This window comes from Vibrio sp. B1-2 (assembly GCF_963888445.1).
Classification (GTDB): domain Bacteria; phylum Pseudomonadota; class Gammaproteobacteria; order Enterobacterales; family Vibrionaceae; genus Vibrio; species Vibrio anguillarum.
In genome coordinates, this window is the sequence record NZ_CAWPJH010000040.1 from 229,793 (window position 1) to 254,083 (window position 24,291).

19 protein-coding genes are annotated in these 24,291 nt (G+C 44.0%); 12 read left to right on the forward strand and 7 right to left on the reverse strand.

Going from position 1 to position 24,291, the window contains the following annotated elements; all coding sequences use genetic code 11:
- The first annotated feature begins 89 nt into the window (after positions 1–89).
- Positions 90–929: a fatty acid metabolism transcriptional regulator FadR gene (gene fadR / locus AACQ75_RS12630; RefSeq protein WP_010319711.1), complete on the forward strand. Its 840-nt coding sequence runs from the start codon at positions 90–92 to the stop codon at positions 927–929.
- 52 nt (positions 930–981) lie between these two features.
- Here fadR and AACQ75_RS12635 read toward each other — a convergent pair whose 3' ends face one another.
- Positions 982–2,142 (reverse strand): DUF1887 family protein, encoded by a 1,161-nt coding sequence (locus tag AACQ75_RS12635; protein ID WP_013856516.1) that lies wholly within the window; start codon positions 2,140–2,142, stop codon positions 982–984.
- A gap of 176 nt (positions 2,143–2,318) precedes the next feature.
- Positions 2,319–4,310, reverse strand: a complete 1,992-nt coding sequence (locus AACQ75_RS12640) for a methyl-accepting chemotaxis protein (protein WP_026027184.1) — start codon at positions 4,308–4,310, stop codon at positions 2,319–2,321.
- 357 nt (positions 4,311–4,667) lie between these two features.
- Between AACQ75_RS12640 and hinT the strand changes: the two genes are divergently transcribed.
- The 7 genes from hinT (at position 4,668) to AACQ75_RS12675 (ending at position 10,652) form a co-directional block, all read left to right on the forward strand.
- Entirely contained in the window at positions 4,668–5,018 is a 351-nt protein-coding gene (gene hinT, locus AACQ75_RS12645; protein ID WP_026028145.1) for a purine nucleoside phosphoramidase, read from the forward strand.
- Positions 5,019–5,085: 67 nt separating this feature from the next.
- Positions 5,086–6,477, forward strand: coding sequence for a COG3014 family protein (locus AACQ75_RS12650; protein ID WP_017042311.1), 1,392 nt, complete (start codon positions 5,086–5,088; stop codon positions 6,475–6,477).
- Positions 6,477–6,866 carry a YcfL family protein gene (locus AACQ75_RS12655; RefSeq protein ID WP_013856520.1) on the forward strand — a complete coding sequence of 130 codons (390 nt, stop codon included), beginning with the start codon at positions 6,477–6,479 and terminating at the stop codon, positions 6,864–6,866. Before AACQ75_RS12650 ends, AACQ75_RS12655 begins: the two co-directional genes overlap by 1 nt.
- Before the next feature lie 22 nt (positions 6,867–6,888).
- Entirely contained in the window at positions 6,889–7,479 is a 591-nt protein-coding gene (gene lpoB / locus AACQ75_RS12660) for a penicillin-binding protein activator LpoB (protein WP_081244991.1), read from the forward strand.
- Positions 7,480–7,513: 34 nt separating this feature from the next.
- Positions 7,514–8,365 (forward strand): phosphotransferase, encoded by an 852-nt coding sequence (locus AACQ75_RS12665; protein WP_038170292.1) that lies wholly within the window; start codon positions 7,514–7,516, stop codon positions 8,363–8,365.
- A gap of 100 nt (positions 8,366–8,465) precedes the next feature.
- Positions 8,466–9,008 (forward strand): alpha/beta hydrolase YcfP, encoded by a 543-nt coding sequence (gene ycfP / locus AACQ75_RS12670; protein ID WP_013856523.1) that lies wholly within the window; start codon positions 8,466–8,468, stop codon positions 9,006–9,008.
- 354 nt (positions 9,009–9,362) lie between these two features.
- The gene (locus AACQ75_RS12675) at positions 9,363–10,652 is read left to right on the forward strand and encodes an NAD(P)/FAD-dependent oxidoreductase (protein WP_026028144.1); all 1,290 of its coding nucleotides are present in this window, start codon (positions 9,363–9,365) and stop codon (positions 10,650–10,652) included.
- Between the two features lie 111 nt (positions 10,653–10,763).
- Here the strand turns inward: AACQ75_RS12675 and AACQ75_RS12680 are convergent, their stop codons facing one another.
- The 4 genes from AACQ75_RS12680 to AACQ75_RS12695 form a co-directional block, all read right to left on the reverse strand.
- On the reverse strand, positions 10,764–12,833 hold the full coding sequence (locus AACQ75_RS12680; RefSeq protein WP_170888752.1) for a beta-prism lectin domain-containing protein: 2,070 nt from the start codon (positions 12,831–12,833) through the stop codon (positions 10,764–10,766).
- 409 nt (positions 12,834–13,242) lie between these two features.
- Positions 13,243–14,013 carry a peptidoglycan binding protein CsiV gene (locus tag AACQ75_RS12685; RefSeq protein WP_170888753.1) on the reverse strand — a complete coding sequence of 257 codons (771 nt, stop codon included), beginning with the start codon at positions 14,011–14,013 and terminating at the stop codon, positions 13,243–13,245.
- Between the two features lie 28 nt (positions 14,014–14,041).
- On the reverse strand, positions 14,042–17,503 hold the full coding sequence (mfd, locus tag AACQ75_RS12690) for a transcription-repair coupling factor (protein ID WP_170888754.1): 3,462 nt from the start codon (positions 17,501–17,503) through the stop codon (positions 14,042–14,044).
- 8 nt (positions 17,504–17,511) lie between these two features.
- Positions 17,512–18,081 (reverse strand): hypothetical protein, encoded by a 570-nt coding sequence (locus tag AACQ75_RS12695; protein ID WP_017048079.1) that lies wholly within the window; start codon positions 18,079–18,081, stop codon positions 17,512–17,514.
- 165 nt (positions 18,082–18,246) lie between these two features.
- On the opposite strand from AACQ75_RS12695, the gene lolC reads away from it, so the two are divergent.
- Genes lolC through lolE form a run of 3 tightly spaced genes read left to right on the forward strand, consistent with a single transcriptional unit; the run spans position 18,247 to position 21,379 of the window.
- A complete protein-coding gene (lolC, locus tag AACQ75_RS12700) occupies positions 18,247–19,455 on the forward strand; it encodes a lipoprotein-releasing ABC transporter permease subunit LolC (protein WP_115339113.1) in 1,209 nt (402 codons plus the stop codon).
- A complete protein-coding gene (gene lolD, locus AACQ75_RS12705) occupies positions 19,448–20,134 on the forward strand; it encodes a lipoprotein-releasing ABC transporter ATP-binding protein LolD (RefSeq protein ID WP_017048077.1) in 687 nt (228 codons plus the stop codon). Before lolC ends, lolD begins: the two co-directional genes overlap by 8 nt.
- Complete coding sequence (lolE, locus tag AACQ75_RS12710) at positions 20,135–21,379, forward strand: lipoprotein-releasing ABC transporter permease subunit LolE (protein WP_170888755.1); 1,245 nt, start codon at positions 20,135–20,137, stop codon at positions 21,377–21,379.
- A gap of 138 nt (positions 21,380–21,517) precedes the next feature.
- On the opposite strand, the gene AACQ75_RS12715 is transcribed toward lolE, so the two are convergent.
- Positions 21,518–22,027: a DUF2062 domain-containing protein gene (locus AACQ75_RS12715; RefSeq protein WP_010319231.1), complete on the reverse strand. Its 510-nt coding sequence runs from the start codon at positions 22,025–22,027 to the stop codon at positions 21,518–21,520.
- 171 nt (positions 22,028–22,198) lie between these two features.
- On the opposite strand from AACQ75_RS12715, the gene AACQ75_RS12720 reads away from it, so the two are divergent.
- Positions 22,199–24,277, forward strand: coding sequence for a DNA internalization-related competence protein ComEC/Rec2 (locus AACQ75_RS12720; RefSeq protein WP_170888756.1), 2,079 nt, complete (start codon positions 22,199–22,201; stop codon positions 24,275–24,277).
- Positions 24,278–24,291 lie beyond the last annotated feature (14 nt).

The following is a 24,291-nucleotide window of genomic DNA, read 5'->3' on the forward strand; positions in this document are numbered from 1 at the left end:
TCGCGGATGGTTTGTTTCCGATAACGTTCAACTAGTGGTATGATGAGTCCCATTCGACCCAAATAAATAGAAAACTGGATAAGTACTTAATGGTCATTAAGGCAAAAAGCCCAGCAGGTTTTGCTGAAAAATACATAATTGAGAGCATTTGGAATGGTCGCTTTGCACCGGGTTCTATCTTACCTGCAGAGCGCGAACTTTCAGAATTAATTGGTGTAACACGTACAACGCTTCGAGAAGTATTACAACGCTTAGCCCGTGATGGTTGGTTGACTATACAGCATGGTAAGCCAACAAAAGTAAACCAATTTATGGAAACTTCCGGTTTACACATATTAGATACATTAATGACGCTCGATGCTGAAAATGCCACCAGTATTGTGGAAGACTTACTTGCGGCTCGGACAAATATTAGCCCCATATTTATGCGTTATGCATTTAAAGTGAACAAAGAGCCTGCCGAGCGCACTATTACTAATGTTATCGAAAGCTGTGAAGCACTATTAAGTGCCAAATCTTGGGATTCTTTTATGGAGTTATCTCCTTATGCGCAGAAAATCCAGCAGCATATTAAAGATGATGGTGAAAAAGACGAATATAAACGTCAGCAAATATTGATTGCGAAAACCTTTAACTTTTACGATTACATGTTATTTCAGCGTTTAGCGTTTCACTCAGGAAATCAAATTTATGGTTTGATTTTTAATGGGCTAAAAAAATTATATGACCGAGTCGGCAGCTATTATTTCTCTAATCCAGAAGCACGCGAGTTAGCCTTGCAGTTTTACCGTGAATTATTAGCAGTATGTGAAAGTGGCAATCGTGAGCAGTTGCCGATTGTGATCCGTCATTACGGCATTGACAGCGCTCACATATGGAATCAAATGAAAACAACGTTACCGACAAATTTTACAGAAGATGATCATTAGAAAATTCGTTTTACTGTAAAAAAAGCCCGTATGAAACGGGCTTTTTTGTAGGTTAGATATCTTCGTTACCACCCGCTTCTTTAAACCAAGCGGCTAAATGTAATTTTAAATCTTTCAGTTCATCTGGGCCGATTAAGGCCAACCCTAAATCTTCTGCACGAGTAATGTCATTATGGCGGAGTGGGCGAAAGCTCACGAGCATAGCGCGAGCTTGTAGGCCACCAAGCAAATCACGTAATGATTCTAGCTTATAAAGTGTATCATCGCCGTCATCACGCATACCTTTCGTTTTACATTCAATAATATGCAGTTTGTTATTCACCACTGTAGCGACATCGAGCTCATTTCTGACTTCTCGCTCACCTAATTGACGGTAGACTTGAACATTCAAAGAGCGATCTTGAATGGTAGGCATATCATCTTGGATCTGCCTTATTGTACTGTGCACTAATGTTTCTAACCATTCTCCATTGGAAAATCGGCGCGCATCTTCGTTGGCGAAGGTTAAAATGCCATTTTGATAGGTGGCGATTTGTGCTTCGACAAGATCGGTCAACAGAATATGAAGTTCACGATACCCTTGTTGTTTTTCTGAAAGTGCAACATCTAGCCGCTGCTCTTTGCGGCACGTCGTCGCTAAATAGTTTAATGTAGCTAAACCAGGACCAAGTTCTAATGCATTACTTGCCCAGCGCTCGCCGAGTTCGTAAAGTTTTTGGTCAAGTTGTGGCGGAATATGATGCTCACTAAATTCACCCCGTGCGCCAAAAATGGTTAAGTAGTCTGAAATGGTAATGTGGTCTTGCACTTGGGTATTATTTTGACCATCGGGATAAAGCCAACACAACTGATCACTGTTCGGTTCGACGACAAAAATAGGCCATTGGTAGCTACGGAACACCTCATAAACGGATAATAAACGATGTCTCAAACCACAACTTGCGTTCAGCTTGACTTCGTCGTATCTGGTTTTCAAATCTTCCGCTAAAAACTGGATAGCTTGTTTGATTGCTGAGGTATTGGAACCCGATGGGATTTCAAAAAACTCAGAAGTGATGTCGCGCTGACTTAATACCGAGTGTAAACGTAAATACATTGATTTTTGGTCTTGATCACCGATGAAGACAATGTGCGAACTTACCGTTCGATTATCAAGCAGGGGAGTAACCAAGCGAATAGGGTCTTGGTCGATAATGCCAACATGAACAGCCATAGATCATCCTCATGTTTGGCTTGCAAAGAGTAGGAGGTAGATAATAATGCGCAAGCCGATAGTTATCATATAACGATGTGGCATCAAAAAAACAAGGGCGACTTTAGATTAAAAGCCGCCCTTGAGACATAATTTACATGTAACTTACAAATGGGGTTGAGTTTGTTAACGGTCACTCATAATGTAAAACGATGGACTAATTCATTCTGCTGATTAGCAAGCTGAGTTAGGTTGGCGCTTGCCTGTGCAATTTGAGACATGGCTTGATAGCTACCATCTGCGATTAAATTAATATCCTCGATACTGCGTGCAATGTCACCGGTTGTTTCACTTTGCTCGGCGGCCGCCTGTGTAATATGAGTACTCATCTGACTGATTTCTAGAATTAACGCTTGGATCTCTTCCATTGCGCTATTCGCCGTTGATGCTTGCTCGACAGAAAGTTCCATATCAGTCATGCAGCTTTCAATAACAGTACTGGCAGAAGATGAGCTGGATTGCAAGTTGCTGATCATACTTTCAATTTCAGACGTCGAATCCGTTGTGCGTTTTGCCAAAACACGAACTTCGTCAGCTACGACTGCAAACCCGCGCCCTTGCTCTCCAGCACGAGCAGCTTCAATCGCGGCATTGAGCGCCAATAAGTTGGTTTGTTCTGCAATGTTACGAATCACATCCAAGATAGAACCAATTTGGCTGCTCATTTTTTGCAGTTCACCGACAGCATCAACCGATTGATTTAAGCGAGTCTCCAATTGATTAATAGTAGTGATATTGTCACTCATAATTTTACGGCCCGATTCAGAAGCCGATTCAACTTTCTGCACCATCTCTAGCGAACTTTGAGCACTTTGCGCTACTTCTTGTACTGAATGAGCCATTTCTGTCATTGCAGTTGCCACGCTCGCGGTTTGCTCACGTTGGGTGCTGAGTTGTGACTGTGCTTTTGAAGAGGTGGTTTGGTTATGGTTAGCTGTGTTGGTTAAATTTTCAGAAGCATCATTCAACTGCACCAAAATATGGTGCAAATTATCTGCTAGCGAATTGATGTGGCCACTTAAGCGACTAAACTCGTTGTTGTAACGAATTTCAATGCGCTGTGTCATATCTCCTTTTGTCAGCCCTTCTAGAGTTTTGAGTATACGATTTAACGGCTCACGAACACTTTGCGCAATGTGGTAACCAATACCCGTAGCCACTAGCACAACCGCAATACCAATCACGATCGCTTTAATAACTCCTTGCTTATAGACTTCCCCGGCTTCTCGCAGAGAGGCATTTAAACCATCGGTCGCAGTATCGTTAAAAGAGTCTAAAATCGTCATTGCTTTATCGACCTCGATAGCCAAATTCGCAATGTTTTCATAAAGAGCTGTTTTCGCTAGTAAGTAACTATTGTGTTGATCAAGCACACCACCCTTTTGCCCAATATCTTGAGAGAACTTTTGGACGAGATCGTCAAAGGTTTTTTTCAGCTCAGGTAGCTGGGTCGATAAGCCTCGGTAAGCGTAGTTGAGGTGCGTGACCGCTTTTTTATTCATGGTGACGGCCTTGTCAACAAAGGCGACATCCGAACTGGCCAAAGCGTCTGAAGTGATTAATTCCGCATCTTTCAATTTAATGAAATAACTTTTCGCCATGACTTTAACTGAAATACTATTTTGCCCATCGACAAAATCTTTCATTCCGGTGCTTAAATCGGCATGAAGTCTTTGAAATTCACGAGTTGATTTTTGCACTTGAGCTTGCGCCTCAAACATCGCCTGATAATTATTCATGGCTTGTTCTGCTTCTGAAAAGTAGCGGAGTTCCATCTGTTTAAGTTGGCTTATCCGCTCTTCAAGAGAGGGGTTCATTGCACTTGCTTGTTGGAGCTGGTTTAGCACGTCAGCAAAATCTTGTTTTGCTTTAGCAAATTCTGAACGCATCACATTCATGCGATCTTGGTTTTGTGTCGTCAAAAAGTCCTTAAAAGATTTATCGGCAGAAAGCAGTTGAACACTTGTTTTGTTTGACAAAGAAACGAGCGGTAAGGCGGTGGTTGATACACTTTCGAAATTAGAATGAATTTGATTCATTCCTCCCATCATAATGGCGGTCGTTACTGCAAACATGATGATGATCAGTGTGAAACCAGCGTACATTCGCCTAATCACTGAACCCTTCATAATCCTCTCCCTAGAAAAATAGTGTTTTGTTTTTAAAAATAACAAAATAATGAGTATTGTATTGAATGTGAGACGTACATTTTATGACGGGCCTGGCAAAACGCATTTTTTATATTAGTGTTCTGTCATTTATGCTACGCGTACGGTGTTTTTTATTGAGCTTTTGACAGGGTTCACGCATACTCAAATCCAACTACACACCTATTATATTCAGTAGCATTAAGGTCAAATTAGTGTCGGTTCTATCGGTTGTCGATATGTTGTCGTGGGCCACTTAGGTATTAGCCTTGAACCACTTATCTCGATCTAATGTACTTTGATGTGACTGCGTAGGCCTATTTACTAGTGGAGTATTTCATGGCTGAAGAAACCATTTTTAGCAAAATTATCCGTAAAGAAATTCCTGCAGATATCCTCTATCAAGATGATTTAGTTACCGCCTTTCGGGACATTAACCCTAGAGCGCCTAGCCATATTCTTATCATTCCCAATGCGTTTATTCCGACGACCAACGATGTTGAACTTGAGCATGAAGCGGCTATGGGACGTATGTTTACAGTGGCAAAAAAAATCGCTCAACAAGAAGGTATTGCACAAGATGGCTATCGCTTGATAGTGAATTGTAACGCTCATGGTGGCCAAGAGGTTTACCACATTCATATGCACTTGGTTGGCGGTCGCCCGTTGGGTCCGCTTTTGATGAGCTAATGCATGGGTCGCCCAGTCACTATTGGGCGCTCGATTGATACGATTAGAGTTAAATATGGAGTATTGAGTGAAGCGTTACGTGCGACATATTACGGTTTTTTTATCGCCTTTTTTTCTCAATGCCTGTGCTAATTTTTCTGCGGGGAACTTGTTTAGTCATTACAGTGCTCAAAATGGCGCTGTCTATCAGTCAGTTAAATCTGGGCAGTATCAAGATGCGGAGAATGAACTTGCGGAATTTGTCGCGGGTGACATTCTGGACAATCTGGAAAAAGGGCGAGTCCATTTTCTTAACCAGAATTATGTAGACAGTAAGCGTAGTTTCGAATTGAGTGATTCTGCGGTTAAAATTCAACAAGATAAGGCATTGATTTCACTAAGTGATACGGCGACAAGTGTCGGTGCGTTGGCTGTGAATGATAACTTGATGGAATACGTTCCTGCGGATTATGAACTCGGTTTTTTACATCTTTATCTCGGTTTGAATTATTTACAACAGAACGATTTGGATGGAGCTCTGGTTGAAGTTCGGCGAGCGAATCAGGTACAAGAGCAAGCAAGGCAGGCTAGAGAAGCGGAACTTGAAAAGGCGCAAAAAGAGCTAAAATCACAAGGTGTGACACCAAACTTAGGCAGCGTACTAGCAAACTACCCTGATGCAGGAAAAGCTTTGCAGGCGGTGCAGAATGGTTACCTTTTTTACCTTTCTGCTTTGCTTTATGAAGCCTCTGGTGATGTTAACAGTGCCTATGTCGACTATCGACGCGCTTTGGCAGTCACTCCCGATAATATTGAGGTTATAGAGGGGACATTACGCGTTGCGAAACGATTAGGGATGAGAGAAGACCTAATCCAATTAGAGAAACGCTACGGGAAATCTCATTCACTGACTGCTTCTCAAGGTCGTGTGCTTATAATAGAAGAGCAGAGTGTGGTGAAAGCCTTAGATAGCTGGCGTCAATCTTTACCCTTGTATGACAGCAGAGGAAATGGCGCATTGTATTCTCTCGCCTTACCTTATTATCCGAATACACCCGTTGAATCATTTTCATCACTGACGATGAATGACAAAGTACTGACTTCTCATTTTCTGACGGATGTGAATTTAATGGCAAGTCGAAACTTGTCTGAGAAAATGCCCTCTATAGTAATAAGGCAAGTGTTGAGAGTGCTGGCGAAAGATCAATTGCGCAAAGAAGCGGCCAAAGATGACAATGTTGGTAATTTAGTCTTCAACGTTTGGAATCTGCTGACAGAGCAGCCCGATACGCGCAGTTGGCTAACGCTGCCAGGGTTGGTGCAAACGGCCAGTCTGCAAGTCAATGCAGGCGAGCAACGAATAAAGGTGGGAGAGCAAGAATATCAGTTTTCTGTACCGGAAAAAGGCACCACTTTGGTGTGGGTTTCTCGTCAGGGACGTCATTCAACCATCTGGCATAAACAACTAGGAAGATTGTAATGAAAAAGTGGATATTGGGACTGTTAGTCACATTCTCATTGATTGGATGTGCTGAAAATACCGCAGGATTAAGAGTTGATGGCGCTTCGCAAAAAGTGCTATTTGGCGACAATGTATTAGGTAATCGCTTGGTTGTTGAAGACATTGCAACTAACCAAGTGGATGGTCATACGAGGGGACTTGTGCGTTTAGTGAGTCATTACCAAGGTGACCAAATTATCGAGTACCGTTTTTCTTGGTATGACGATGATGGGCTTGAAGTCAATAACAGACAAAGTCCTTGGAAACAAAAGATAATCAGTGGGATGGAGACGGTGTCGTTGTCGGAGATTTCTGTCAATCCAAATGGAAAACAGTTTCGCGTACAGATCCGTGGGTCAAATAATTAAATTGGGAAAGTAAGGAACCAATATGAACAAAAGTATTATCGCATTGCTAGGGCTCGCTGTCATTTTGGGCGGCTGTTCAAATAAAGTCAGCTACGGAGATGCACAATCCGTTGAAACGACGACAGTTGATTTTGGTTCAACAGATTTACAAAAAATCGCGGGGGAAATGGTTGATAGCATGATGATGTCAGGTTCGGTAGCAGCGATTACCCGTGATTCTCGTCCTATCGTGTTTGTTGAGCGAATCAAAAATAAAACCAGTGAGCACATTGATACTGAATCTATCACTGATACCATCAGTACTAAGATGTTGAATTCAGGTAAGTTCCGCTTCGTCGACATGGGTCGTGTTGAAGCCGTGCGCGAACAGCTCAATTTCCAAAATAATGATGAGTTGGTCAACCAAAGTACCGCCATTCAGTTTGGCAAAATGGTTGGCGCACAATATATGCTGTATGGCAACTTGTCGAGTATTGTGAAAAACGCAAGCAGTGATAAAGATGTATATTACAAAATGACGATGCGTTTAATGGATCTTCAAAGCGGCCTTATTGAATGGGCAGATGAAACCGAAATTCGTAAACAGCAGTCAAAAAGTTTACTCGGTTTTTAATCACAAAATTGAGTAATTGAGAGAAGAGGTCCTTATGGCGAGAATGTCTTGGCGTGAAGCTTGTCAGCTTGATCGTACCTTAACGTCGCTAGAAGGATTCTTCTCTACTCCCCCTGACTACGCACAAACGCTGACAGGGGGGTTAACAAACCGATGTTGGAAAATTGTCACGGAGGAACGCAGCTTTGTTTGGCGGCCTAATACTCCGATCACTCAAGCCTTTTCCATTTCGCGTTTTCAAGAATATCAAATTCTCTCTGCTATCGAATCTTCTCACTTAGGCCCCAAGCCACTTTCCATTAATGATCAAGGATTATTGGTTGAATGGATTGATGGCCAATCCCTTACTGGTGGTTTACCTTTCGATTCTCTATTAAAAACACAGATAAAGATCCATAATCTCAGTACAGCACGCATCCCAGTTGCCCCTTTCAGTTTTATCGCTCGGGTTGATCATTATTGGCTACAGCTCAAAGCTGAGTATAAAAGTGAGGACTTGTCGGCTTTATATCAACGTTGGCGCACCGCACCTAACCTTGCTGATGTTGGTCAGACTTTGTGTCACTTTGATTTGGCTGGCTACAATATGGTTAAAACCGATGAAGGTAACCGCGTGATTGATTGGGAATACGCCTCAATTGCCGACCCCCGACTCGACCTGGCTTTAAGCATTGATGTTGCAGAAGAAAAACCATTAGAGGCGGTCTACCGTTATTGTCAATTGCGTGAGATTGTGGGGGTCGATGATTGGGTCGAAGGAGTGGTGGCTTGGCATCCAAGAGCAACAATGATGGCCATGTTATGGTATTTGTTAGCACATCAATTATGGGGTGATGACTATTATCGCCAACAAGCCGAACATCTAAAACGCACATTATGTAGCTAGGATCACTGTTTCGTCGTTTTGTTGCAGTAAATTAAGGTTAAAGTCTTTGAAACCACAATCTTCGTGGTAGATTAAAAACCTCAAGGAGTGGGGAGTTATTATGATTATTTATCTGCACGGTTTTGATTCAACAAGCCCAGGAAACCATGAAAAAGTACTGCAATTGCAATTTATTGACAGCGATGTCCGTTTTATTAACTACAGTACACAGCATCCCAAACACGATATGCAGCATCTTCTAAAAGAAGTGCATAAAGTGATTGAGTTGTCTGATGACCCACATCCGATTATTTGTGGCGTAGGCCTCGGCGGCTTCTGGTCTGAGCGGATTGGATTCTTATGCGGAATTAAGCAAGTGGTGTTTAATCCTAACTTGCATCCGGAAACAAACATGACTGGACGCATCGATCGCCCTGAAGAGTATGAAGATATTGCGACTAAGTGTGTTGAGCAATACAGGGTAAAAAATAAAGGACGCTGTTTAGTGATTTTATCTAAAGAAGATGAGATTCATGACAACAGCAAAACAGCAGCAGAGCTCGAAAACTACTACGATATCATTTGGGATGAAACCCAGAACCATAAGTTCAAGAAAATCTCACAGCATTTGCAAGCGATGAAGGCATTTAAAGAATCAAATTAAGCATCCGTGCATCATAGTTTCGACTGAACGACTCACAATTGTGAGTCGTTTTTTTATGGCCCAACCCCCCTATGTCTCGTAGTGAAATAGAGGAATTCTTTGGTTGCACCATGAGTTTTGCTCTATATAATGATTAAATTATAAATATTTTGATAAATATCAAAAAAAATTGAGAGCAAGTCTTAAATTTGCCTAATTTGTGTGTAGTTACATGCACTTATCCTAATGAAACGTGCTGCGAAGATAGCTTCATTTGCTGAACAAGATTTATCTGAAGCAAGCGCATTACTGAGAATTCCTTCAGTGTGAGATTTCACGCTGAATCATGTTTATTTCTTTTTGAGGATTATTGTTGTGACACGAATTATCGTAGTCGGTGGTGGCGCGGGTGGTTTAGAGCTCGCGACTAAACTTGGTCGCACTCTTGGCCGTAAAAATCGCGCAGAAATCACATTAGTAGATCGTAAAGCAAGCCACTTATGGAAACCGTTATTGCATGAAGTGGCAACGGGTTCATTAGATGAAGGAGTGGATGCGCTAAGCTATCGCGCTCACGCAAAAAATCATCGTTTTGATTTCCAAATGGGTAGTCTTGCTGATATCGATCGTGAACGCAAAGTGATTGTTCTTAGTGAATTGCAAGATGAGCATGGTGAATTGTTAATGCCAAGTCGTGAGCTTGAATATGACATTTTGGTGCTGGCAATCGGTTCAACGTCTAACGACTTCAATACTCCAGGAGTTCGTGAGCATTGTATCTTCCTTGATAGCCCTGAACAGGCAAATCGTTTTCGTACTGAAATGAACAATGAGTTTCTAAAACTTCATGCGAAAAATGGTAACGGTACAGTTGATATTGCGATTGTTGGCGCAGGTGCAACGGGTGTTGAATTATCTGCAGAGCTACATAATGCAGTAAAAGAGCTGCGGACTTATGGTTTTGGCGATCTTGATTCAAGCAAACTGAATGTCAACCTTGTGGAAGCGGGTGAGCGTATTCTACCCGCTCTTCCACCTCGCATTTCTAGTGCTGCGCATAGCGAATTAACGAAATTAGGTGTCAACGTTCGTACTGCGACTATGGTCACGCGAGCGGATAAGGATGGCCTAACAACTAAAGATGGCGAAAAGATTCCCGCTCAGATCATGGTGTGGGCTGCTGGCATCAAAGCACCGGATTTTATGAAAGAGATTGCTGGTTTGGAAACAAACCGCATTAATCAGTTAGTGGTAAAAAACACCTTACAAACCACAAGAGATGACGATATTTTTGTGATCGGTGATCTAGCACAATGTACACAAGCCGATGGTTCATTTGTGCCACCTCGTGCACAAGCAGCGCACCAAATGGCAAGCCAAGCGTTCAAGAATATTGTTGCTAAGCTTAACGGGCGTGAGCTCAAACCGTATGTTTATAAAGATCACGGTTCGTTGGTTTCATTAAGTCGTTTTTCTACCGTTGGTAGCTTAATGGGTAATTTAACCAAAGGCTCGATGATGGTTGAAGGTCGTATTGCGCGAGTCGTGTACATTTCTTTGTATCGCATGCACCAAATGGCGCTGCACGGTATGTTCAAAACAGGGTTGATGATGTTAGTTGGCCGTATTAATCGTGTGTTGCGTCCAAACTTAAAGCTTCACTAATATTCCCAGCGTACTGGCCATAAAAAAGCCTCGCCTTTGTTAAAAGGCGAGGCTTTTTGTCATCCCACCACCACCGCCTTGGGCGATAGTGGTGGTTATATCAAATTCAAGTTATTTAATGGTACTTGAGCGATAAGTGTTATGTGTTAGCCAACTAGGCTGAGCATTGGTTGGTACTGAGCCATCTTGATTAATGTTTGAGAAATGGAATGAATGTTGGTTCCAAATTCTCGTTGCATTTTTCCATGGTTTATCAGCATCGGCTGATTCATAAACATAGACGCCGTGGTTGATTGCGCTTTCTTTTGCATAATCATTTGCGACCACAATAAGCGATGCATTGTTGTTGCCTTCGAGATCCGCCACAACAGGATATTCCCACAAGGTGTTCGACGAGTTAGCAATCGTTGCTAATACTGCTCCCGTGCGCCCATCAAGAATACGGACTCTCAGAAGATCTTGTACGATAACTTCATCAATGCCATCACCAGTGAAATCGTAAGCCGAGACACCAATTTTACCGCTGTTATAGTCATCATTTGCTACAGACCAAACTTTGCTACCTTGTGCATTATACATATCGACAGCATGATAACCTGCATAGACAATACCAGTGTTCAGGTAACTATCATTAATGCTTTCCCCAACAACAAACTGAACTGCATTAACGTGTTTTTTGAAGGTAAAGATAGGTTTTGGTTTGCTCCAAACATTTAAGCCTACCAATTGGGTATTGCTTGGGACTGTGTATCGTTCAGTGGTTGCTTTGCTCTTCATGACGGGAACAGCATAAGGAATCGTTTTAGTTTTCCAAACAGGAGCTAGGTAAGAAACTGTTTTGGTATGCCAGCCAAAGAACCAGTAAGAAACTTGTTTTGTTCTCCACTCCAATCCAAGATATGGAACTTCTTTGGTTCGCCACTCTAATGCTGGGTATTTAAAGGCTGAGTCTTTTGAACCTAACGTTATTTTCGAACCATCATTGAGAGTGAATTCCATCTCGAGTACGCCATATGTCCACCACGTTTTATATTTGCCGTAGGTTACATCGACAGAGCGGACTTTGCTTGCATCAATAGTATGCAGTGAACCGCCTTGACCACCCACCATATTACTTGCTGTTGATCCAATAGCGTCAATCAGATCTCCTGAGCGGATTTTAAGTTGGTTGTCATCTGCTATTTTAACTGGATGGCTGTGATGTAAATGGGTATATCCATAAACAGGGGACTTAGCTATTTCATTGGTAGAGTTAGTTGCTGCATTACCAAGGAAATTAGAGATAGCTTGTACACCACCGCCTGGGTTTTCAAGGTTATTAACCTCCCATTTTACTGAGCCGTCATGCTCTAATACAGCAAAGCTACTATTTTGTGCAGAGCCTTTCGAGGCCGGAACTGATACCACAATTTCTGGTTTATTGTCGCTATCTAAGTTGGCAACGGAAGAAAACCAAACCGTATCATTCGCTTGATATTGCCAAGTAAATGAGCCATCGCTTTTATAAAGAGCGCCGTTTGAAAATACTTCTTGGATACCATCGCCATCCGCATCAAAACTGATCGGTGATGGAGCCCACTCTAAACTAAATAGCAAACCAGTATCGTAATTATAAACACCATCGGCAGAGAGAATATCAATTGAACCATCATTGTTTAAATCAGATAGTGAAATTGCGCCAACCGAGCGCCATCCTGAAGCACTCTTCAGGATTTGTTTTTTTATCTGACCTTCATTATCTAATATATTGATGTAAGGGCTGATTGTGCTCGTTGTCACAATTTCAACTACACCATTACCATCAAGATCTGCAACTGCAGGAGAATAGCGAGCATCGGCTATAATGCCACCATTATCATACGACCAAAGCTCAGAACCATCGATACCACTTAGTGCCCTAACTAACCCACCTTGCGTATATTTATTACCTTCAAAAGTAATAACGATAATATCAGCGATATCATTCTCGTCGATTTTTCCATCACCATTATCATCATTTAACTGAGCAACGATAGGTGCCGCCATAACTTGGTTAGACTCAGGTTTAAATGAACTGCCTTGCCAAGACCATTTTAATTGGGTGTTTATCTCACTAGGGCTTGATGCGATTGCAATGTTACTTGCTGTGATACTGCCTATTGACAGTAGCCCGACCGCACATAACGAAAATTTAGAAGTCATTAGGTAACATCTCTCTCAGTATGTTTGTGTAAATTCCGATTTAAATTGATGTTGTTAACCTGTGCTCTACTTCAACGATAGGTATTACGGTAAATGAGTCGAACATGGCACAACACGAGATGGGGAGATTATCAAGACTTAATAAGAGGGATTCAATCTTACATGGCTCTCATAAATGAGAGGTCTTAAAAATGAAACACTCACTAATGAAATACATTGTCAGTTTAACTTTTAGAAGATCACGTACCCAAACCATTGGAACGGTCTGTAGGAGGGTTGTGTTATTGGTTTTAATAAGAATAGTTAACAACAGAATAGCTCTAACCGGTAAGGATATTAAATCAGTGAGCTAAACTGTATGAGAGATGAATAAAAGAAAAAACGCCCAGACAGGGCGCTTTGTTAGGCTTTATTCTGCAACGCGGCGAACTTGAATGATCATTCCCATTAATGGATGGTCTAGATAGTGGGTTTCGTTGCTGCGCATACGGCGTTTTTGGTCCATCCGATAGCTCTTTAAAAACTCTTCCTTTTCCACTGTTGGGGAGATGGCTTCTAGGTTTCCAAGTTGAACCTCGGCATTTTGCTCTTCAGGTGTAATGTCTAACTCCAATGGTTTACTTTGGAGCACGATTTCTCGCACACTCGGGGCTTTAAGGTCGAGCGTGGTTTCAGCATAAAGATAGTGCTGTACATAGATTTGTAATTTACCGTCGAGTTCGTAAAGGGGACTCGCGATGTTTTGTTCTAGCACACCGTTTACTGGCGATTCTTCTAGTACTGCCACTTTTTCACTGCCGTCAGTATTGAATTTAGCGGAGTAATCTTTACCCGCCTGAATATGGAAAATCGGTGCGGAAGCTCTGCCTTGATCGCCTTGACGCCAAGCTGTATGCAGTAGCACTTCAAAGCCAGCGTGGTTTTTCAGTTTTTGTGCTTGGCCGTTAAGTTGGTAGTCGGAAAAAGGCAGCATTTTCACGCCTTTTTCTTGGCGATAGTTTAAGTCACTAAAACTACCCGCGCGTTGAATATTGATTTCAGGCAATGAGTTAGGCCACGACTCACTGACCTTCTCTGCATCAATTGCACGTTTAAAAATGATCACTTCTATGTCAAATTGCCGTTGTGCCAGACTTGGCATCGAAATAAGCAAAAGTAGGAGTGGGATCAGTTTTTTCATTATGGCTCCATCATTTTTTGTGCGTAATTTATGCTCTAGGCATCAGGTTTTGTTGGAATTCGCTGAGCATACTCGACACAAATTGAATTCGTTCACGTCTATCAGCTAATGGTACAGCAAACTTAAACTTAGTTGGCCCTTCCATTGCAAATTTTTTCGGTTGTGATTGCAGAAGTCTAACCAAAAAGACGGGATTAATGTCAGCATCTGGATAGAACTCAATGTAGCCGCCTTTTTCATGCGCTTCGATTTTCTTCACTTTTATACGTGCAGCATCAATTTTGACTTCAGCAACGCCGAGTAAGTTATTTGCAGCATCAGGTAATTTACCAAAGCGATCAATCAACTCGACTTTGAGCTCGGCGAGCTCATCTCGGCTAGCGACACTCGCTATCTGTTTATACATGGAGAGGCGAGTATTTACATCAGGAATGTAATCATCGGGTAATAGCGCTGGCAAACGCATTTCCACTTCGGTTTGTTCACGAAGCAAATCGTCAAGAGAAGGTTCTCTGCCATTTTTTAATGCTTCAACCGCTTGCTCTAGCATCTCTATATAGAGAGTAAAACCAATCGATTGGATCTGACCGCTCTGTTCATCGCCCAATAATTCACCCGCTCCACGGATTTCTAAATCGTGCGTTGCTAGAGTAAAACCGGCTCCAAGATCTTCAAGAGATGCAATCGCTTCTAAACGTTTCACGGCATCTTTAGTGATGGCTTTAGGATGTGGAGTGAGTAAGTAAGCATAAGCTTGATGGTGAGAGCGTCCGACTCGGCCACGAAGTTGGTGTAGCTGCGCTAAGCCAAGGTTATCTGCTCGGTCCATAATGATGGTGTTCGCGGTCGGGACATCAATCCCTGTTTCGATGATGGTTGTGCAAACCAATACATTGAATCGTTGGTGATAAAAATCGTTCATCACTTTTTCCAGCTCACGTTCACGCATTTGTCCATGGGCGACGGTAATTCGAGCTTCAGGGACCAGCTTTTCTAAATCGGCGGCCACTTTGTCGATAGTTTCTACTTGGTTATGTAGAAAATAAACCTGTCCACCGCGCATGATTTCACGTAATACGGCCTCTCGAATCGTATTGTCATCATGTTGGCGTACAAAGGTTTTGATGGCTAATCGTCGTGCGGGTGGTGTGGCGATAATCGATAGATCGCGCATTCCGCTCATCGCCATGTTTAACGTGCGCGGAATCGGCGTTGCCGTTAGCGTGAGAATATCCACATCAGCACGCATCGCTTTTACTTTTTCTTTTTGGCGTACGCCAAAACGGTGTTCTTCATCAACGATCAAAAGACCAAGATCGCTAAATTTTAGCTCGCTGGAAAGCAGTTTATGCGTGCCAACTAAAATGTCGACTTTGCCGTCGGCGACATCTTGTAGAATCTGCTTTTGCTCTTTTGCTGATTTGAAGCGTGATAAAACTTCGACACGGATCGGCAGGTTAGCGAATCGGTCTCGAAAGTTCTCAAAATGCTGCTGTGCGAGTAAGGTTGTCGGCACTAATACGGCCACTTGTTTATTGTTGTCGGTGCAAACAAAGGCGGCGCGCATGGCGACTTCTGTTTTGCCAAATCCAACGTCACCACACACTAATCGGTCCATCGCTTTTTTCTGACACATGTCCGATAGCACGGCGTTGATAGCTGTATTTTGATCATCGGTTTCTTCAAATGGGAAACCTGCTTTAAAGGTCGCGTATTGGCCACGATCCAGAGCGAACTTATAGCCTGGTTTGAGCTCTCGCTTGGCGTAAACATCCAGCAGTTCCGCAGCAACATCACGGACTTTTTCGGCCGCTTTTCGTCGTGCCTTAGTCCATGCTTCACCCCCGAGTTTATGCAATGGTGCGCTTTCTTCTGCGCCGCCAGAGTAACGACTAATGAGATTCAATGAAGCGACAGGGACATAAAGTTTGGCTTCGTTTTGATACTCAAGGGTGACGTATTCGGTCATCATGCCACCCGCTTCAAGCGTCTGTAACCCGAGATAACGGCCGATACCATGATCAATATGAACAACGGGTTGCCCTGGTTTGAGTTCGGCTAAGTTACGAATGACAGCGTCACTATTGGTGACTTTACGATCTTTCTTACGGCGAAGAATGACACGGTCACCGAGTAAATCACTTTCGCAGATGAACGCTAAGTTAGCATTGTTATCGATAAAGCCGTGCTCAGATGCCCCTAATACGAGACATTGTTTTTCTTTTGCTTGGCACGCTTGCTGGAAGGTTTCTTTTTCGATAGGGCGCAGTTTTACGCGTTGCAATAGCTCTAGTAATGCTTCGCGACGGCCTTCTGATTCGACGGAAAAAATGATTTTCCCAGTGAAACTTTCACTAAATTGCCGGATGGCGGCTAAAGGCTCTTTATTTTGATGCATGACCGCCAAGTCGGGTAATGCACTGACCGTTAAATTGATCCGCCCTTGCTTTTCTGAAATCGGTTCTACACTGAGTTGGAGCTGAGCCACGTTTTTGAAAAGACTGAAAAGCTCATCTTTTTTAAGCCACAATTCATGAGGCGGCAGTAACGGGCGAAGAGGGTCAACTTTACGCTGCTGGTAACGATATTCGACGTCGGTTAAAAACTGGTCAATCGCTGTTTCGATATTTCCTACGACAATTAGTTGGCTTTCTGGCGCGATATAATCGAACAAGGTTTCGGTGTGTTCAAAAAATAGCGGTTGCCAGTATTCAATACCGGCTGGCCAAATCCCCTTTGAGACTTGCATATAGACAGATTCTGGTTCACGACGTGCTTCAAATCGTTGACGCCAGCGGGTGCGAAAATCTTCAATTGCACTTTCTGTGGTGGGAAATTCATGAGCAGGTAGCAAGCGTATCTCACTGATCTCTTCAATTGAGCGTTGATTCTCAGGATCGAAGGTGCGTATGGTGTCGATTTCATCATCAAAAAAATCAATGCGATAAGGATCGCTGCTGCCCATTGGAAATAAATCAAGAATCGAACCTCGGCTGGCGTACTCGCCTGGGCCAAACACTTGATCAACATGACGATAGCCCGATTTTTCCAGCTGAAGACGCAGTTTATCTAAGGAAAACTGGTCGCCAGTTTTAACCATCAGGGTATGCTGTAGCAGAAATTCTCGCGGCGTCTGACGCTGCAATATGGTGCTCACTGGCACAATGGTAATGCCTGTTTTCAAGCTCGGTAATTGATATAGGCGCGCGATGCGATCAGAAATGATCTCTTGATGAGGCGAAAAACTATCATAAGGCAAAGTTTCCCAATCAGGAAACAGCGCCACTTCGGCGTCACTAAACTGCTCAATTTCGTGCTGCAGCTTTAAGGCGGTTTGAGGATCAGGTACAGCCAGTAAAGTGTGGCTATTATGCTGGTTGGCCAGCTCTGCAATTGCCAATGCAAGGCTTGCACCACGTAGGTTACCAATGTGTTTTTTGTCGCCCGCGCCAGCAGGTTTAATCAGAGTCAGTAAAGAGTGTGTAGTCATGAGAACGCTTATGGTTTATTTCGGTCTAAAGAGCGTTGACGCAGCAATTTTTGCTGCTGGTACAGTGCGGCTTTAATCAAGAGATCTTGGTCAGTATCTCGCAGTAAATCGTATTTCATCGTGATGAGATAGTGTTGCTCGTCCGCTTGGCAATCAATCACCGAACTATAGCAATAAATAGCGGCTGCAGGGTGGTCCAAAAACAGTTTACAGCGGGCTTGGGTACCAATCTCTAGTGCGTTTGGATAACGAAGAGAGAAGCGACTGGCCCCAAATGTGCTGGTGATGAAGCGTGAATGTGGCTCATCTTGCTGTGATAACATAAAGGTCAGCAACAAATTCAATTTCGAATTTTGAGTATCAAGTAACTGAACGACGTGCTTGAAATCACTATTTTTCAGTTCTAGTCGTGCACTTTCGGTGAGTGCATCCAACTGGCTAAACTCACTGGCCACAATAAATGGGGCAGGAATCTCCGCTTCAAATATTGATTGGGAAGGTAGCATAAATGTGCTGTCTAAAAGTTCAATATTGGTTGTCAGTCCATAGTGAACCGTAAAAAATTCTTGCTCGGTCATAAAGGCATCCTTCTCATCGCTTTGTTGATTATCGTCATACCGGCGAACTAATCAAGGTATGTCCTTGTTATCGAGTCTATTTAACCGATTTTTGGCAAATTAAAGCTACAACCTTCCACCGTTTCTCGTTACAGTACTGAGCATCACTTTCAGGCGGTTTTTCTTATGTTTCATCCTATTTCGGCGTTCATCGGCTTGCGTTATTTACGTGGGCGATCCGGTGATAGATTCAGTCGATTTGTCTCTTATATGTCTACGGCGGGAATAACCATTGGCGTGATGTCACTGGTGACGGTGCTTTCGGTCATGAATGGTTTTGAATCCCAGCTCAAAAATAGAATTCTAGGTGTGTTGCCTCAGGCTGTAGTTTCGCAAAATGGCGATCGCACTTTGCTCACGCAAGATGTGCCTCAATTCATTAGCCAGCTCTCTAGCGCCAGAGCGGCTGAACCGATTGTACGCAGTGAAGCGGTTGTTCAAAGCTCATCGCAACTGGCCGCAGGCTTGTTGGTGGGAATTGAACCTAATCAAAATGATCCGATTGCGGCGCACTTGATTGCGGGTCAAGTGAGTGCGCTCAAGCCGGGCGAATATCAACTCTTCCTTGGCCATTCACTGGCGCGGGCGCTCAACGTGACAATTGGCGATAAAGTGCGTTTGATGGTCACTTCAGCTAGCCAATTTACCCCCTTAGGTCGTATTCCTGCGCAGCGTAATTTTACAGTCGCAGGCATCTTTAATACGGGGTCTGATGTGGATGGACAGCTGATGCTGACGCACATCAAAGATGCAGCGCGATTGCTTCGTTTACCATCAAATACTGTGTCGGGATGGCGGCTCTTTTTTGATGATCCTTTTGTGGTCGCAGACCTAGCTAGCGCACCTTTGCCTGGGGGGTGGCAATGGAGTGACTGGCGAGATCAGCGTGGCGAGTTGTTCCAAGCTGTTCGCATGGAAAAAAATATGATGGGTTTGATGCTTGGGTTGATTGTGGGCGTGGCGGCTTTCAATATCATTTCCGCGTTGATCATGGTGGTGATGGAAAAACAAGCTGAGGTCGCGATTTTGAAAACGCAAGGCATGACAGATCAACAAGTACTGGCCATTTTTATGGTTCAAGGCGCGAGTAGTGGAGTGATTGGTTCGCTTGTCGGTGGTGTGTTAGGCGTATTGCTGGCGGATAACCTCAATGGATTATTAGAAAGCATGGGTGTAGCGCTGTTCTCTGTGGGGGGAACGCTGCCTGTAGTGATTAACCCCATGCAAATTATGTTGGTGGTGATAGCAGCCATCACGCTCAGCTTATTCGCGACACTGTTTCCTTCCTACCGCGCGTCATCCGTAAAACCTGCCGAGGCTTTAAGATATGAATAACCTTTTACAATGCCATAACGTATGCAAAACCTACCAAGAAGGGGAGCTACGGACTCAAGTGCTAAAAGGCGTCAGTTTTGGCATTCAAGCGGGGGAGTTAGTCTCAATTATTGGGACTTCTGGATCTGGGAAAAGTACGTTATTACACATTCTGGGTGCACTAGATGAGGCAACCGAAGGTTCAGTGTCGTTTTTAGGTCAGGATTTATCGAGCTTAAGCTCCAATAAACAAGCGAACATTCGCAATCAACATTTGGGTTTTGTGTACCAGTTCCACCATTTATTAGCCGATTTCACCGCTCTTGAGAATGTGGCCATGCCGTTGCTTATTGGTGGCCAAAAAGTATCGCGTGCTAAACAGGCCGCGCAAGCATTGTTAGAAAAAGTGGGGTTGGGACATCGTTTATCTCATCGACCCTCTGAGCTCTCTGGTGGAGAGCGGCAGCGGGTAGCGATTGCGCGAGCGCTGGTCAATCAACCCGATTTGGTGTTAGCCGATGAGCCTACGGGCAACCTTGATCACAAAACGGCGCTGGCGATTTATGATTTGATGCGTCAAATGAATCAAGAGTTTGGCACGGCATTTTTAGTGGTAACGCATGATAGCGAACTTGCTGCAAAAATGGACAGACAGATGCACATGCAAGATGGTTTGCTGATTAATGTGGAGGCACCGTAGATGTTCACCTCGCTCTCTTTAGTGATTGGTCGGCGTTTTAGCCTGGCAAAGCAGCGTAATAAAATGGTGTCGTTTATCTCGCTCTCTTCCATTATCGGTATCGCCGTGGGCGTTGCGGTGATCATCGTGGGCCTGTCGGCGATGAATGGTTTTGAGAGAGAGCTGCAGAATCGCGTGTTATCTGTCATTGCACACGGAGAGTTTGAAGGGGTTCAACAGCCCATCGCAAACTGGTCGTCATTAGTCAAGCAAGCCGTGCAGCATCCAAAAGTGGAAGCGGCCGCTCCTTATGTAAAATTGACGGCGCTGGCAGAGAAAGGTGCGCAACTGAAAGCGATTGAGGTACGTGGAATTGATCCGCAAATGGATCGCGCCGTGTCGCGTTTATCTCAATTTGTCTCTTCCGATGCATGGCAAGGTTTTGTCGCAGGTCAGCAACAGGTCATTTTAGGCAAAGGAGTGGCGGATAAATTGGGCGCGGCAGTCGGTGACTATGTCACTTTGATGATCCCCTCTGCGAATGAGAGCGCTAAAGTTCAAGCGCCAAAGCGCGTGCGCGTCAAGGTCTCAGGGCTTTTGGAACTCAATGGCCAAATTGACCACAGCCTTGCGTTAGTGCCATTGGCAGATGCACAAGCTTACGCCAAATTAGGAGAGCGAGTGACGGGCGTTGCTATCAAGGTCTCAGAGGTATTAAATGCAACTCAAATTGTAAGAGAGGTCGGCAATACGCTTGATCAATACGTCTATCTACGCAGTTGGCAGCAAAAATTTGGCTTTTTGTACCGTGATATTCAGCTGGTCAGAACCATTATGTATTTGGTGATGGTGCTGGTGATTGGTGTGGCGAGCTTCAACATCGTTTCAACACTTATGATGGCGGTCAAAGATCGTGCGGCTGAAATCGCCATTTTGCGCACTATGGGCGCGACCGATGGATTAGTAAAACGAATTTTTGTCTGGCAGGGTGTTTTCTCTGGTGTATTAGGCAGTGTGATCGGTGGCGTGTTAGGCGTGTTGATTGCGTGGAATTTAACAGCGTTAATCAAAGGATTAGAACGATTAGTCGGCCATCAGTTTTTGTCTGGTGATATCTATTTTGTCGACTTTTTGCCATCACAAGTGAACCTATCGGATGTGGTGCTTGTCTCTTCGACGGCGATTGTGTTGAGCCTACTAGCTACTTGGTATCCTGCCTCTAGGGCCAGTCAACTGAACCCGGCGTCTGTGCTTAGCGCTAAATAATCTCAACTCGGATTCTTTTCGTTCATCAGCATTGAGCTATTTTTAGCAAACAAAAAGGACCATTTGGTCCTTTTTCAACATCATGCGACATCGTTTTACATGCTCAGTTGTATAGCCAGTCTCAATCTCTTAAAGCTTTTATCTCGCTTGGCGCTTTTGCCAGCTTCTTACGACAGAATAGCGCCATAAACCGTGAATGCCGAAGTAGCCGATTATGGCGGAGATCACTCCGCACATCATGCAACCCAAAAGGAATGGCGGACCAATGGTACTCATTTGTTGCATGATAAAATGCCAAGAGAGTTCAAAGTGAAATGGTTGTGGTGGTGTTTGCATTACCCATGCGCCAAGCTTGTAGGCGAAGTAGAACAGTACTGGCATGGTGATGGGGTTGCTAATCCAGACCAAGGCTACAGAGAGCGGTAAATTGACGCCGCACATAATGGCAAGGCCAGCGGACATGATCATTTGACTCGGAAGTGGAACAAAAGCCATGAACAAACCTACGGCGAAGGCGCCCGCTGCTGAGCGGCGGTTCAAACACCATAAATTGGGATTGTACAGCACATTGCCAAAAATTTTTAATGCCTTCTGACGCTTAATCACTTCATGGTTAGGCATAAAACGTTTGATGAACTTTCTTGGCATCGTGACATGACTCTCTTATCTAATTACTGGACCCTAGCTTCGTTTTCGCTAACCGCCATTTCTGCTTCTTATTGGCCTTGGATGCCAGATTGGAAATGGAGTATGCCTCTATTCGCCATTCTTATACTCTCTGTTGGTTATAGAAAACTGCGCTTTCTCTCAGGAGTAACAATGGCTTCAATGGTCATTGTGATCAGCGGGAACTTATTACGTGAGCAGTCCCACACTATTTTTCAGGCAGGTTCGGATATTACCATAAACGGGCAGGTTAACAGCTTTTTTAGACAAATTACTCATGGTTATGAAGGAACAATTTCGATTCGATCAATCAATGGTCAAACCTTAGGCATTTTTTTGTGGCCCAAGGTACGATTAATTGCTCCTTTACCGTTGAAGTATGGTGACGTGGCTGAATTCTCCATCACAGTAAAACCTATCTTTGGTCGGTTAAATGAGACCGGGTTTGATGCAGAGGCGTACTCTTTGAGCCAAGGTATTGTGGCTCGTGCAACGGTTAATAATGGACAGTCTTATCGCATTGAATCATTACCAGAATGGCGAGCACAATGGTACCAGAAGATCAAAACCTGGCTCGCTGATGATCCCAATCTTGGTATTTTAATGGCGCTTACGTTTGGTGAGCGCAGTGATATTTCAACAGCACAGTGGCAAGCATTACGAGACAGCGGCCTGATTCATTTGGTTGCCATTTCTGGTCTGCACATTGGCATCGCGTTTGGTTTTGGTTATAGCCTTGGGCTCGTATTGATGCGTTTGCATCATCGCATGGGGTGGTCGCCATTCGTCGTAGGAAGCTTGTGCGCACTAGGCTATGCTTGGTTGGCTGGCTTTACCTTGCCTACTCAACGCGCACTGATCATGTGTTTGCTCAATGTGGCGATGATTGTCCTCAATGTCCGTATCAATACGTTGCAGCGACTGCTTATGACGTTATCGGCGGTGCTGCTTATCGGTCCTTTTGCTGCGTTATCCAGTAGCTTTTGGATGTCCTTTATTGCTGTCTCGGTTGTGTTCTACCAACTTTCTCTACCTCAAACTAATCGATTTTTTTTATGGCGTTTATTGACGATGCAGATTAGGTTAGTGCTGTGTATGCTTCCGGTAACCGCTTATTTTTTCGGTGGGGTCAGTACCAGTGCGGCGCTCTATAACTTAGTGTTTATTCCTTGGTTCAGTTTTGTAGTGGTTCCGGCGATCTTTGTGGCTTTAGTGTGTACGGTTTTGACTTTTGATGGCGCGCCTATGGTGTGGCATTGGGTGGCCAAATTACTCATTCCAGTTGATTGGTCAATTCATTATTCAAGCCTCAGTTGGTTTCCTATTTCTGGGGCTGTTTTGGTTCTGTTGAGCAGTGCTCTGTTGCTGTTTGTGTTTTCACCGTTGATCTCGCGTTTTGCACTTGCGATTTACAGCCTAATTGTGATGGTTTCTTGGCTCACCATTCCGGTAAAAACGGGTTGGCGGATTGATGTGTTAGATGTTGGGCATGGGTTGGCGGTGTTGATCGAAAAAGAAGGACGCTACGTGCTTTATGATACTGGTGCAAGTTGGCAAGGCGGTGATCACATCCAAGCAACAGTTGCCCCCGTGTTAAACAAACGGGGAGCTACGCAATTAGACGGGTTGATTTTGAGTCACTTGGATAACGACCATGCAGGTGGAAGAGCGGAAGTTGAGCGTGTTTGGCAGCCCAAATGGAAACGTGCTAGTCAAACGATAGCGGGTTACCAACCTTGTATTGCTGGCGAACAATGGCAGTGGCAACAACTCTCTTTTGATGTTATCTGGCCACCAAAAACTGTAGCGCGGGCTTACAATCCTCACTCTTGTGTGATTCGAATCTTTGACCCAAATACCGGTTTTTCAGTGCTTTTACCCGGGGATGTGGATGCCATGAGTGAGTGGTTACTTGCGCGAACAGAGCAATCCTTACAAAGTCATATCCTGCTTGTACCGCACCACGGTAGTAGGACATCTTCTACTGTTGCTTTGATTCGTAAGGTGAATCCTGAGGTCGCTATTGCCTCGCTCGCCAAAGGCGGACGCTGGCAATTACCTTCCGCACAGGTTGTTCAACGCTACCAGCAACATGGAGCAAACTGGTTGGATACGGGTGAAGCAGGGCAAATTAGCGTTATTTTTGGCATGCAGAATTATCAAGTTAGCAGCTTGCGTATCTCTCACTCTCAGCCTTGGTATAGGCAGATGCTCCGTAACGAGGTAGAATGAGCGCAATATTTTCT

What these genes read in the sequence shown, in the direction of transcription:
- AACQ75_RS12695 (WP_017048079.1), bottom strand. Translation starts at nt 18,081, where the DNA reads ATGACCGAGCAAGAATTTTTTACGGTTCACTATGGACTGACAACCAAT.
- AACQ75_RS12640 (WP_026027184.1), bottom strand. Translation starts at nt 4,310, where the DNA reads ATGAAGGGTTCAGTGATTAGGCGAATGTACGCTGGTTTCACACTGATC.
- mfd (WP_170888754.1), bottom strand. Translation starts at nt 17,503, where the DNA reads ATGACTACACACTCTTTACTGACTCTGATTAAACCTGCTGGCGCGGGC.
- lpoB (WP_081244991.1), top strand. Translation starts at nt 6,889, where the DNA reads ATGAACAAAAGTATTATCGCATTGCTAGGGCTCGCTGTCATTTTGGGC.
- ycfP (WP_013856523.1), top strand. Translation starts at nt 8,466, where the DNA reads ATGATTATTTATCTGCACGGTTTTGATTCAACAAGCCCAGGAAACCAT.
- lolE (WP_170888755.1), top strand. Translation starts at nt 20,135, where the DNA reads ATGTTCACCTCGCTCTCTTTAGTGATTGGTCGGCGTTTTAGCCTGGCA.
- fadR (WP_010319711.1), top strand. Translation starts at nt 90, where the DNA reads ATGGTCATTAAGGCAAAAAGCCCAGCAGGTTTTGCTGAAAAATACATA.
- AACQ75_RS12720 (WP_170888756.1), top strand. Translation starts at nt 22,199, where the DNA reads ATGGCTTCAATGGTCATTGTGATCAGCGGGAACTTATTACGTGAGCAG.
- AACQ75_RS12635 (WP_013856516.1), bottom strand. Translation starts at nt 2,142, where the DNA reads ATGGCTGTTCATGTTGGCATTATCGACCAAGACCCTATTCGCTTGGTT.
- lolD (WP_017048077.1), top strand. Translation starts at nt 19,448, where the DNA reads ATGAATAACCTTTTACAATGCCATAACGTATGCAAAACCTACCAAGAA.
- AACQ75_RS12665 (WP_038170292.1), top strand. Translation starts at nt 7,514, where the DNA reads ATGGCGAGAATGTCTTGGCGTGAAGCTTGTCAGCTTGATCGTACCTTA.
- lolC (WP_115339113.1), top strand. Translation starts at nt 18,247, where the DNA reads ATGTTTCATCCTATTTCGGCGTTCATCGGCTTGCGTTATTTACGTGGG.
- AACQ75_RS12655 (WP_013856520.1), top strand. Translation starts at nt 6,477, where the DNA reads ATGAAAAAGTGGATATTGGGACTGTTAGTCACATTCTCATTGATTGGA.
- AACQ75_RS12715 (WP_010319231.1), bottom strand. Translation starts at nt 22,027, where the DNA reads ATGCCAAGAAAGTTCATCAAACGTTTTATGCCTAACCATGAAGTGATT.
- hinT (WP_026028145.1), top strand. Translation starts at nt 4,668, where the DNA reads ATGGCTGAAGAAACCATTTTTAGCAAAATTATCCGTAAAGAAATTCCT.
- AACQ75_RS12685 (WP_170888753.1), bottom strand. Translation starts at nt 14,013, where the DNA reads ATGAAAAAACTGATCCCACTCCTACTTTTGCTTATTTCGATGCCAAGT.
- AACQ75_RS12680 (WP_170888752.1), bottom strand. Translation starts at nt 12,833, where the DNA reads ATGACTTCTAAATTTTCGTTATGTGCGGTCGGGCTACTGTCAATAGGC.